Source organism: Desulfosporosinus sp. I2 (assembly GCF_000960765.1).
Lineage (GTDB): Bacteria > Bacillota > Desulfitobacteriia > Desulfitobacteriales > Desulfitobacteriaceae > Desulfosporosinus.
Genome location: NZ_JYNH01000142.1, coordinates 1 through 12,148 on the forward strand (window position 1 = coordinate 1; position 12,148 = coordinate 12,148).

The following is a 12,148-nucleotide window of genomic DNA, read 5'->3' on the forward strand; positions in this document are numbered from 1 at the left end:
AACCCAGGTGAATGTAGAGCTCGTCAGCGTGGTCAAGAGCGTGGATAAGGTCACGGCCATCACAGGAGATATCCTAACTTATACTACCGTGATCACCAATAACGGCAACGTACCCCTGTCCAATGTGATCTTCACAGATACCCTTCCGGTAGGCACAAGCTTTGTTCCCGGCAGCGTAACCCTTAACGGAGTCCCACAGCCTTTGCTTAGCCCTAATCCTCCTGGATTCTCCATAGGCAATATTCCCAGCGGAGTATCGGTCACTGTAACCTTCCGGGTAACTGTAACCGTTGTCCCTATACCACCGGTATTTCCCGTGTTAACGAATACTTCAATCATAGACTACCAATATCAGATTGATCCGAATTTACCTCCGTTAAATGGCACAACAACCGGCAATCCAGTCGTAACCGAGGTTATCCTAGGAGAGCTAGCCGCAGTAAAAAGCGTGGATAAGGCTTTTGCAACGGTGGGGGATACCCTGACCTACAACGTGGTTATAACCAATACAGGAGATGTTACGGCCACTAATGTATTCTTTACAGATGCGCCACCTGCAGGTACCAGCTTTGTTCCCGGAAGTGTAATCATAGGCGGTGTTCCACAGCCTGGTTTGAATCCATCCACCGGCTTTAATCTAGGCAGCGTTTCTCCAGGTAGTTCTGTAATAGTCATCTTCGAGGTTCGGATTGTTTTAGCGCTATCACTTTCTATCATAATTAATCAGGCTCAGGTTACGTTTAATTTCCAGGTAGATCCCGGCCGTCCTCCGGTTGTAGGTAGTGCAATAAGTAATCCTGTTCAAACAACCATCCAAGATATAAAGGAGTCAGTTTGCGTAGTCGTTCAGAAAGTATACTCCGCGTGTCAACAACGAGAGTGTTTTCCAACCTTCACTGTCGATCTACCCACCACAGGAGCCCCATTCACCTTTGTGAGTATAGCGTTCGATAATGGAGTTATTGTCGGTAGTCCTATCTTCACCCCGATTCCTTCTCGGCCTAATTTCTCAAGGGCACAATTCACAGTACGAATTCCCTTCGTTCTTATGTTGAGTAACGCCATAAATGAGACCATCCAATTAAGTGGAGACTTGCCCGACATTCAGAAGGATATAGTAGTATACCTTCCACCAAGTCGCTCAGAGTTCGAGTTAAATTTACTTGTAGAAACACGGACTCAACTGCTAACGTATCCAACATTTTCAGAGGCAAGCATTCAACTTGCAATCGGTAGTTTTATAATTACAAAAGTAACTGGGATAGTGCAACTACTGATACCGGCGTTTGGATACTGCCCTGAACCGTGTGCATGCGAAGACTATGTGCCTGAAGATCTCAATTCATGTCGAGTTTTTACAGACACAACTCTCACGCCGTTTCCCAATGATTTCTTCCCACCTCAATTGGACGTAAGTTGTTCCGGAAAGTATTAGAGTTGGTCCTGTTATGAATACAAAATATCAGATATCCAAGAACAATACAAAGGACCGTGGCGCAGCCACGGTCCTTTGTAAAAACGTACTTATTGTTGTAAAAATTCTTGAACATAAAGGTTTCCGTAGGCACTTCCATAAGCAATTCCGACGCCCACATCAGTGAAGCGAGGATCGAGAATATTTGCTTTATGAGCAGGGCTTTGCATTAAAGCTGCCATGGAATTCGAAACGGATTTGTTGCCGGAAATGTTTTCTCCAGCCCAGCGTACCGTAATACCAACTTGTTTCATCATAGCCCACGGACTTCCGTAGGTCGGAGAGGTATGATCGAAGTAGTTGTTTACTTTCATATCGTTAGCTTTGGCACGTCCCACTGCGGTTAGGCGAAGGTCTGCTTTTACAGGGTTTAAGCCGGCAGCAAGTCGTTCTTGATTGATCATGTCTACCATTAGTTGTTCGTCAGCAGTTAATGCTGTGACAGCAGGAATGGTAGGAAGCGTTTGTGTTGGAACTGGAGTAGGAGTTGGAACTGTGGTGGGAGCAGGAGCAGGAACAGGAATAGGAGCAGGAGCAGGAGCAGGAACAGTGGCTGCTGGGATGGTGTTTTTTGGGTAAAGGATATTTCTTAAAGAAATTACTCTTCCACTACTGGTTGTGGGTGTTGTTCCGATATGGATCGTTTGAGAGGGAGTTGTAACCACAGTTGTGGAAGGGGTTGCCTGAGTAGAAGTAAGAGTAGGTATTACTGTCGTTATGACAGGACCGGAAGAACGAAGGGTCACAACAGAACCTGTTAGGGTTTGCGGCGCGCCAATATTCATAGCCGCTTGTACGGGTAAAGCGACAAAAGTCATGAGGGTGACCAGATGAACACTGACTAATACTTTTAAGTTTCTTTTCATTTGGGACCTCCTTAAGTTCGATGAATTGCTATGAAGAAATCAACAATTGTTAGATAAAGGGAAAGCAAAAAGAAAAGAGAATTCAAGAGTGTGCACTTTAGATGGGATTAATTGAGCATTGGCCAACTGACAACTGCAGTATAACATAACAAGTTGCATGAAATAAACGGTAGTTTTATACAGAAAAGTAGGTAATTGAAAAATAGTGAGATTATCAGGATTTTTTGGCGGGTTGAAATTTCCCTCTATGCATAAAAAAGGCTATAATAGTGAGTGACCTTTCAATCATGAAAAAATGGTTTTTTTGTTCATAATTAAAGAAAAGAGAGTGAATAAAACGGATGGCAGATCAAATGCTCCTTATCTTTGCCCATCCTGATGACGAATCCTTTGCTTTGGGTGGTACCATTGCTAAATATGCTCAACGAGGGGTTAACATAACCCTTGTCGTTGCGACTAAGGGCGAGGCTGGTAAGACAGCAGATCTTTGTCAGAAGGAAGAATTGGGTTTGTTTCGTGAACAAGAACTGATACGTGCCGCAAAGGTCCTAGGGATTGCTGAAGTTATTTTCCTGGGATATCTGGATAAGGAAGTTCCGATAGCACCACCCCTTGAAATTGTTGAAACCCTTGTACGTATTATCCGAAAAAGACGTCCTCAGGTTGTGGTTACCTTTGGAGCAGATGGTGCATCCGGACACCGAGATCATCGGGCGATTCATCACTTTGCGAAGGCAGCTATTAAACTGGCGAAAGAACCCGTAGTACCGGAGTGGGGAACACCCTATACTCTACCTCGGCTTTGCTATGTTTATCCAGGCTGGAGGTTATCGGAGGATAAGCGGAAGGGGCTCGATTATATAATTTCTATTTCCCCTTGGATGGAGCAGAAATGGCAAGCTATCTTGGAACATCGGACTCAAGTGGGTTCTCGTCAAAGATTTGAGTCGTTGGAAGAAACGGTCAAACAGGATTATTTGAGTCGAGAATATTTTGAATGCGATGTTGAGTTAAGTACCTTTCCCGGGCGGGGTGAGGATATAATGGGAAATTTGGAGAGGGTGGATCCTAAGTGCAGCCCAAAGTAGTCATGAAATTTTGCCCAGATTATTTAGCAGATGTCGAAACGAGTTTGAGGGAAGGCTTAGCTGAATGGGGCGGTATGGGTACCTTTGTTAAGCCTGGACAAAGAGTTTTGCTGAAAGTAAATCTACTCATGAAAAAACGGCCCGAGGATGCGGTTACGACCCATCCTACTGTTGTAGAAGCCGTCGTTCGCCTTGTCCAGGAGGCTGGTGGGTTACCAATTATTGGGGACAGTCCGGGTGGTCCGTATACAGTGGGCGCATTGCAGAAGATTTACACAATATCTGGTCTACGTGAGGTTGCAGAGCGAACCGGGGCAATCCTCAACGAAGACGTGGGACAAACAACCATTCAGTATCCAGAAGGAAAACTCGTTAAAAGTTTAACGGTCACTAACTGCGTTTTAAAGGCCGATGTCGTAATTCCTCTTTCAAAGTTAAAAACCCACGGCATGATGACCTTCACGGGTGCTGTTAAGATCCTTTTTGGAGTCATCCCCGGCCTTCTCAAAGCTGAATATCACCTAAAAATGTTTAAGATCTCAGATTTTGCAGATCTTCTGGTAGATATTGCTGCTTGGGTAAACCCAGCGTTAAGCATTATGGATGGGATCGTAGGCATGGAAGGGGATGGACCTTCAGCGGGTAGGCCACGAGACATTGGTGCACTTATTTTAAGTACGGATCCGTTCGCGTTAGATGTCGTAGCTGCAGATCTGATTGGCTTAAAGTCAGAAAAGGTTCCAACCCTTATGGCTGGACGCGCTCGAGGTTTAACGAGCCGTCTCGACGAAGTCGATTTAAAAGGGGATGCACGATCGCTTTGGCGCATCCAAAATTTCGAGATACCGACAGCAGTCTCGACTAATTTCTTAGATATGATGCCCCTCCCGCGCAGTGTCAAAAATTTTGTACTTAATCGTGTACGGCCTCGTCCTGTTTTTGAACACGAAACGTGTGTGGGTTGCAAGGACTGTGTTAATAACTGTCCGCCTAAGGCTATAACCATGGATGAAAACCAACGTCCGGTTGTGAATTTTGAAGCTTGTATTCGCTGCTTTTGTTGTCACGAGCTTTGCCCACATAAAGCGATCACGCTTTTTAAGCCATGGATTGGAAGAAAATTGATGAAATAATTTCTGAAATGTAGGAATTGGTTATCAGAGTCTTATAGGGGGGTGTAAAGCAAATGACTGAAAGTGTTATAGTGGTCGATGTGGGATCTGGCACGCAGGATATCCTTCTCTATGAACCCGGAAAACCAATCGAAAACTGCCCTAAATTTATTGTTCCGAGTCGCACCCAGATTGTAGCGGCCAAGATTCGAAAAGCTACACAACAAGGACAAGGAATCTTCCTGCATGGCCATCTGATGGGTGGAGGGGCAAGTGCACAAGCTTTAAAAATGCATGTGGCCAAGGGACTTAAAGCCTATGCGACTCCTCAAGCAGCGGTTACCTACCACGATAATTTGGCGCGAGTTGAGGAAATGGGAATTGTGCTTTGCCAAGAAGCACCGGAATCCGTAACATCCATTTGGATGGGAGATATCGATACCGCGTCATTACAACAAGCAACTCAAGCCTTTAACCTGAAGTATCCCTTAAAATCTGCTATTGCGGTACAGGATCACGGATTTAGCGAAACTGAAAGCAATCGCACTCTTCGCTTTCGGCTCTGGGAAGAGTTTATTTTACAAGGTGGGAACCTCCGAGACTTAGTGTTCACGCAAGATATCCCCGAAGTGTATACGCGAATGCGCGCAGTCCGAGAGATCTTGCCTGGAGCTGTTCTAACAGATACTGGGACAGCTGCACTCTTGGGAATCATGGCAGACCATACGGTAAAGCCCTACTTGAATCAAGGAATTTTGGCCGTCAATATTGGCAATTCTCATACTCTGGCTGCTGCGATTCGGGGAGATCGGGTCTACGGGATCTTTGAGCAACATACTAGTATGCTGAACGTCGACTCTCTCGCGAAGTTCATTCAACGTTTTCAGTCGACAGAATTAACCAACACTGAAGTTTACGAGCAGGGCGGGCATGGTGCAACCCTTCATCCGGACATGGGGCCAGGTTGGCAGTTTATCACGGTAACAGGCCCCCGCAGAAGTTTGGCAAAACCTCTTAACTGGTATGAAGCAGCACCGTATGGAGATATGATGTTAACAGGGTGTTTTGGAATCCTTGTCGGAATGGGGATAATTTAAGTCGATAAAAAAATATCTCAAGTGGCAAGGACTTTTTATATTATTGGAGAATCATTCATAGTGGCCAAATCATTTGTAGGGGAATTTTTTGAGTGAATAGAAAGGGGGAGGATCATGGCAGAAATCTTATCTCAATTCCGTAATTTTCAATTTCGAAGCGCGATTGATATTGTCGTGGTGGCAGTGGTCTTCTACCAATTTTATATGCTCATTAAACGGACGCGTGCCGTGCAGTTGGTCAAGGGAGTTATGGTACTTGTAGCTGTTTCTCTAATTGCCCGTTATTTTGAGTTAACAACGGTTAGTTGGTTGTTGAATAAACTTTTGCAAATGTTTTTCTTTGCCATACCGGTTGTTTTCCAGCCTGAACTTAGAAAGGCTTTAGAGCAGCTCGGAAGGGGACGGTTTTTTACCCGCCATCCCTCGACTCCCGGCTTGGATACTCAGGAACAGGTCGTGGAAGAATTAGTGCGTTGCACTCAGGTCCTGTCCAAGACACGCATTGGAGCTCTGATTGTGATTGAACGAAAAACAGGAATCCAGGACTTTATTGAAACCGGGATCAAAATCGATGGAATGCTCTCCTCAGAATTTCTAGTGAATATTTTTATTCCCAATACCCCGTTACATGATGGGGCTGTGATTGTACGTCAAGATCGTGTCGCCGCTGCGGGTTGTTTTCTTCCGCTCTCTGAGAATCCAAGTATCCAAAAAGAGCTGGGAACACGTCATAGGGCAGCTTTAGGACTCACAGAAATTACGGATGCTATGGCAATTGTTGTCTCCGAGGAAACTGGGGCGATTTCAGTTGGGATTGACGGAGCACTGACCCGTTTTATGGACGAGAAAATGCTACGAGAATTATTACTGAGAGAACTTGAAATCAAGAGTCTTTCTTCATCAGTCATTCCGTTTTGGAGGTGGTAGCCCATGCTTAATATTCTTCAGCGAAACATAGGGGTTAAAATCATCTCGTTGCTTTTTGCGATCATCTTTTGGCTTTTCGTTTTGAATGAGGGGACACCCGATAAGATTATTCCTGAACCACAGACCTACACAATTCCGCTCGTATCGAGTGGGCTTGATCCGAATATGGTCGTTATGACTCAACTACCTGTTGTTCGAGTGCGTTTGCAAGGGATTAATCCAAGCGCCAGTATTAATAATATCTATGCCCAGATTGATCTTTCAGGTGGAGTACCGGGGGAAAGCACTTATATAATTAAAGTTAACACGCCACCAGGAACCAATGTGGTGGATTTTCAGCCAGCCAATGTTAAATTGACTCTCGATAAAGTTCTAGAGAAGACGATTCCAGTCGAGGCTGTCGTTACGGGCAGTCCTGCCAACGATTATCAAGTTGGGAGCCTGATTGTGAAACCATCGGCGGTTAATGTGCGCGGGCCTAGTACGATTCTCAACAACTTAGGGAAAGTGACCGTAGAAATTAGCGTATCAGGGGTTAATGATACGGTTCAGATTTCACGACCCGTCAGTTTTCGAGATAAAGAAGGCAAGCCTATCTTTGGGCCAAATCCGGTTGTCGATATTTTAAGTGCTTATCCAAGTAGTGTAGATGTTATTGTTCCAGTTATCGCCAAAGGGCTTTCGACTAAGATGATCCCTCTAAAGGTGACTAGTACCGGAACACCCGCCTCAGGCAAGGAACTCCGGTCCTTAGTCCCCGCCCCGGCAAGTATAACAGTTCAAGGAACTCTGCAGGCCTTGAAAGGCTTTGATTTCTTAAATATCGGTCCCGTCGATATTAGCGGTCTAGCCGAAGATAAGAATATCCAGATAGCCCTTGATAAAATTACGTTACCGTCTGGAGTTTCCTTCCTGAATGAGACGAGCTTAAGTGTTTCTGTTCAAATTGGAGACGGACCCATCCAAAAAAGTATTTCGGGGGTAGCAGTCCAGGTCCGAAATGTTGGGGCTGACTTAGAAGTTAATAAAGCCATTCCCCCTATGGATGTGGTGATCGAGGGTCTCCCCGATGTTGTGAACAAGGTAACCCCGGACCAGATTCAACTTTGGGTTGATGCTTCCGGACATGCGGCAGGAAGTTATGCCAATTCAAAAGTGTTCTGGCAACTCCCACCGGGTATAACAATACCAACTACCCTTCAAGTTGACTATAGTCTCAAATCTCGCGTGGTCAAAGGAGTCGAATAGTTAGGGTGGATTTACTGTATACGAATTTCAGAATTCCTGTAGAAGAAGATGGGTTGCTCATAGCAACCCTTGCCCGCAAGCTAAAAGTACCAAGCGACTCTATCAGTGGTCTCCGTTTCTTACGTCGTTCGTTGGACGCTCGAAAAAAACCTAATTTGACGTTCGTCTATACAATCCAGTTCTCCCTCAGCGTACCTAATACTGAGGTTAACCGTATTCTAGCTCGAGTTCCCGGACTGAAAGAAGCCCCTGTAGAGATCCCCGTCCTTTGGAATAAGCCAAGCATAGTTTTGAAGCATCGTCCAGTTGTGATCGGGGCTGGTCCAGCAGGGTATTTTGCTGCGTTAGCCCTGGCAAGAAGGGGGTATGCTCCGCTTGTCCTTGAACGTGGAGATTCAGTGGAAGAACGCACACGCAAGGTGCAAGAATTCTGGGACACAGGAACCTTGGATACGGAAAGCAATGTTCAATTTGGGGAAGGAGGAGCGGGCACCTTTTCTGATGGGAAGCTTACAACTCGGATCCAGGACCGTCGGATTTCGGACGTCTTAAGGACGTTTGTCAAACATGGGGCTCCCTCCGAGATTCAATTTTTGGCGAAGCCCCATATTGGCACAGATGTTCTTAAAGAGGTGGTCAAAGGAATCAGGATGGAAATTGAGTCTTTGGGGGGCGAGATCCGCTTCCAGACCAAAGTGACCGGATTGATACCTTCAACGGGTCGAATGAAAGGGGTCATCGTAAACCATGGGGAGGAAATTCCCGCTGAAGCAGTGATTCTCGCGATTGGTCACAGCGCTCGGGATGTTTATAAATTACTCCACTCAATGAACATAACACTAGAGCGGAAATCGTTCGCGATAGGCCTGCGCGTGGAACATCCCCAGGCTCTTATCAATCTTTCCCAGTACGGAGTCGAGGAACATCCGCAGGTTGGACCAGCAGATTATCAGCTGACCTATCAGGATGTTACGACAGGACGGGGCGCCTATGCTTTTTGCATGTGTCCGGGAGGGAAAGTCGTGGCCGCAACCTCGGAGGAGGGAGGAGTTGTCACGAACGGAATGAGCGGATATGCTCGGGACACACAGATTGCCAACAGCGCAATTGTCGTAACCGTTGGACCGGAGGACTTTTCGACCGCCCATCCTTTGGCAGGGTTGGAATTCCAAAGAAAATGGGAACATAAGGCCTTTATCGCAGGAGGGTCAAATTATCACGCTCCAGCCCAACGAGTGATAGATTTTTTAGAACGGCGAGTAACCGGGCGCTTTGATTTGTCCCCGACTTACGCTCCGGGTGTTGTACCCTGCGAGTTACATGGGGTGCTTCCAACTCCGGTAGGGGATGTATTAGACCGAGCACTACGCGTTTTCAATGGCAAAATTAAAGGGTTTGCTGGGGAAAAAGCGACTTTGACAGGGGTTGAGACAAGAACAAGTGCCCCCATCCGCATCGTTCGCAATACTCAGGGAGAATCTTCAAGCATGGAAGGGCTTTATCCAGCAGGGGAGGGAGCCGGATATGCTGGGGGAATTACTAGTGCTGCTGTGGATGGACTCAGAAGCGCAGAATATCTGATGGCGCAATATGCTCCGATAGGGTAAGATAGAACCGTTGTAAAATTAAATATGATTTTATGAACGTTTTGCTAAAAGGTCAATAAACTAGAAAGAAGGGAGGGAACGATTTGAGTCGACTCTTTGGAACCGATGGAGTCCGTGGTGTGGCCAACAGTCAGTTGACACCGAGCCTTGCATTTCGCCTAGGGCAAGCAGGGGCGTATGTACTTAGTAAGGAGCATCCACACCCTCGAATTGTGATCGGCAAAGATACTCGGATTTCTGGGGATATGCTTGAAGCGTCACTCATCGCCGGAATTTGCTCGGTCGGAGCGGATGTTTTACGAGTCGGTGTGTTACCTACGCCAGGGATCGCTCTCTTAACGCGAACTCTGGATGTTAGTGCTGGAGTCGTGATTTCGGCATCCCATAATCCTGTCCAAGATAATGGAATTAAGTTTTTTGATTCAACCGGGTATAAATTACCGGATGCTATCGAAGATGAAATCGAAAGCATTGTACTTAGCGAGGATAAACCTTGGCTGATCCCAGTCGGCGGTGAGGTCGGACGAGTGATTCACGTTGACGATGCAGGGCGTCGTTATAAAGATTTCCTTAAGAATACGGTGGGACGACTGGATGGGATTAAAGTCGTCTTGGATTGTGCTAATGGGGCTGCATCCTTTGTAGGCCCAGAGGTATTGCAAGAAGTTGGAGTCGAGGTTATCTGTATCTGTCATACACCAGATGGAGTGAATATTAATGCCAGTTGCGGGTCGACTCATCCAGAACAGTTACAGCAAGCAGTTTTAGAACATGGTGCAGACCTGGGTCTAGCCATGGACGGGGATGCTGACCGTCTCATCGTAGTTGATGAACGTGGCACTATTTTAGATGGAGATTTTATCATGCTCATTTGTGCCCTAGCCCAAAAGGCCAAGGGAAAATTAGCCCAAAATGCTGTCGTTGTTACCGTCATGAGTAACTTAGGACTACATCTTGCCCTAAAAGGGGCAGGAATCAAGATCTATGAGACACAAGTCGGGGACCGTTATGTCATGGAAGAATTAATCAGAACAGGAGCTCAGCTTGGCGGGGAGCAGTCAGGACATATTATATTCCTGAACAGCAACACGACCGGGGATGGACTATTAACTGCCCTGCAGTTGTTAGCTGTGGTGAAGGAGCGACAAGTTCCACTCTCCCAACTCGCCTCTCAAATGCAGCGTTTACCTCAGGTGCTCCTCAATGCCAAGGTACACCATAAAGACCGCTTAATGAAGGATGAGAGAGTCCTTGCTAAAGTAAAAGTAGCTGAAGAATACTTAAACGGTACAGGCAGAGTCTTAGTACGCCCCTCCGGGACAGAATCATTAATTCGGGTCATGGCTGAAGGTCCAGACCAACAAAAATTAAGGGAATTGGCCCAAGGGGTCATTGACATGATTATTCAATGTGATGAATAAAAATATACCAATAGATTACTGACTCTAATTCGCGTATAATGGTTTATGTGCTTTAGGTAGTGCAGAACTCTAATCAACTAGTTGAGGCACATGAACCGATCTTTTGTTGGTATCGGATGATCCATCGATTAAGAAAGGTAGGTCTACTTAGCAGGCTGGAAAGAAGGTGATGCTATAAGTTTAGAATTAGGAATTAAAGCTTAGAGTTTTAGTAAAGAGTAAAGACCTAAGGGTAAAAGCTATAAGCTAAAAAGTAAAAGCTAAAAAGATTTTTGGGGATAGGCGGTTGTTTTAAGGGCAATTTATATTAAAGCGCCAGGACCTTGAGAGAAGTTTTACTCAAGGTCGACGAGGAAGAGGGTTATCGAACAATTCGGCGGATCCCTCTCGGTGGCTTGTCACCGTAAAGCTTGCTTAAAACCGGGGAGTAATTCTCGGGACAAAGAGTAAGCTGACAAGACAAGGGGATAGTATGCTCAATTTAACCCCCTTGCTTGGAATTGCCAAAATCTAAAGCAACAAGTCGTCCGTGCAGGGGCGACTTGTTTTTTATACTAGTCAGAAAGTATAACTTCGTTGTATACTTTCTGGAAGCATAAGGGCAACTAAGGCGGCCGCCTACGCCAAGGCTTGGCGCCAGCCAAGTTTTCTATAATCCATTTATTTTTGAAAGGAGCTAACAATTATGTGTGGCATTGTAGGATATATCGGAAATAGAGTAGCGATTCCAATTTTGGTGGACGGCTTAAAAAAGCTTGAGTATCGGGGGTATGATTCCGCAGGCGTCGCCGTACTGGATCATAATGAGATTGTCGTTTCCAAAAGCGTGGGCAAGTTAGTAGCTTTGGAAGAGGAATTAGGAGTGAATTATTCTCAATCTTTCATGGGGATCGGGCACACGCGTTGGGCGACTCACGGTCGGCCCTCTCAGGTTAATGCTCATCCGCATTGCGACTGTGGTCAGGATTTTGTCGTAGTGCATAATGGAATCATTGAGAATTACTTGGAATTAAAGGACAAACTCATTGAAAAGGGACATCAGTTTGTTTCAGAAACAGATACAGAGGTTTTGGCCCATTTGGTAGAGGATTATTATGCAGGAGACATTGAAGAAGCGGTTCGTAAAGTTTTGAAGACGATCCATGGATCTTATGCCATGGTTGTCCTAAGCCGCAAAGACCCCGACAAATTGGTTGCTGCCCGCAAAGATAGTCCGATGGTGGTGGGCCTCGGAGACGGAGAGTACTTCATAGCCAGTGATATTACCGCGATTTTAAACTATACGAGAAAAGTTTATATCTTAGATGA

10 protein-coding genes are annotated in these 12,148 nt (G+C 45.8%); 9 read left to right on the forward strand and 1 reads right to left on the reverse strand.

Features of this window, described 5'->3' with window-relative positions; translation table 11 throughout:
- The coding region (locus UF75_RS27585) for a DUF11 domain-containing protein (RefSeq protein WP_082075270.1) at window positions 1–1,435 on the forward strand (1,435 nt) is incomplete at its 5' end.
- A gap of 89 nt (window positions 1,436–1,524) precedes the next feature.
- On the opposite strand, the gene UF75_RS21230 is transcribed toward UF75_RS27585, so the two are convergent.
- Window positions 1,525–2,340: a CAP domain-containing protein gene (locus UF75_RS21230; protein ID WP_045576553.1), complete on the reverse strand. Its 816-nt coding sequence runs from the start codon at window positions 2,338–2,340 to the stop codon at window positions 1,525–1,527.
- A gap of 341 nt (window positions 2,341–2,681) precedes the next feature.
- Between UF75_RS21230 and UF75_RS21235 the strand changes: the two genes are divergently transcribed.
- From UF75_RS21235 to UF75_RS21270, 8 genes are all read left to right on the forward strand, one after another.
- The gene (locus UF75_RS21235; RefSeq protein WP_045576554.1) at window positions 2,682–3,428 is read left to right on the forward strand and encodes a PIG-L deacetylase family protein; all 747 of its coding nucleotides are present in this window, start codon (window positions 2,682–2,684) and stop codon (window positions 3,426–3,428) included.
- Window positions 3,413–4,561 (forward strand): DUF362 domain-containing protein, encoded by a 1,149-nt coding sequence (locus UF75_RS21240; RefSeq protein ID WP_156146552.1) that lies wholly within the window; start codon window positions 3,413–3,415, stop codon window positions 4,559–4,561. The genes UF75_RS21235 and UF75_RS21240 overlap by 16 nt, the downstream gene beginning before the upstream one ends.
- A 53-nt stretch (window positions 4,562–4,614) precedes the next feature.
- Window positions 4,615–5,637, forward strand: coding sequence for a DUF1786 domain-containing protein (locus tag UF75_RS21245; protein ID WP_045576555.1), 1,023 nt, complete (start codon window positions 4,615–4,617; stop codon window positions 5,635–5,637).
- Window positions 5,638–5,751: 114 nt separating this feature from the next.
- Window positions 5,752–6,564, forward strand: coding sequence for a diadenylate cyclase CdaA (gene cdaA, locus UF75_RS21250; RefSeq protein WP_045576556.1), 813 nt, complete (start codon window positions 5,752–5,754; stop codon window positions 6,562–6,564).
- 3 nt (window positions 6,565–6,567) lie between these two features.
- On the forward strand, window positions 6,568–7,812 hold the full coding sequence (locus UF75_RS21255; protein ID WP_045576557.1) for a CdaR family protein: 1,245 nt from the start codon (window positions 6,568–6,570) through the stop codon (window positions 7,810–7,812).
- 5 nt (window positions 7,813–7,817) lie between these two features.
- Entirely contained in the window at window positions 7,818–9,419 is a 1,602-nt protein-coding gene (locus tag UF75_RS21260; protein WP_045576558.1) for an FAD-dependent protein, read from the forward strand.
- Between the two features lie 83 nt (window positions 9,420–9,502).
- Entirely contained in the window at window positions 9,503–10,840 is a 1,338-nt protein-coding gene (gene glmM, locus UF75_RS21265; protein ID WP_045576559.1) for a phosphoglucosamine mutase, read from the forward strand.
- A gap of 685 nt (window positions 10,841–11,525) precedes the next feature.
- A partial coding sequence (locus UF75_RS21270; RefSeq protein WP_045576560.1) for a class II glutamine amidotransferase occupies window positions 11,526–12,148 on the forward strand: 623 nt, incomplete at its 3' end.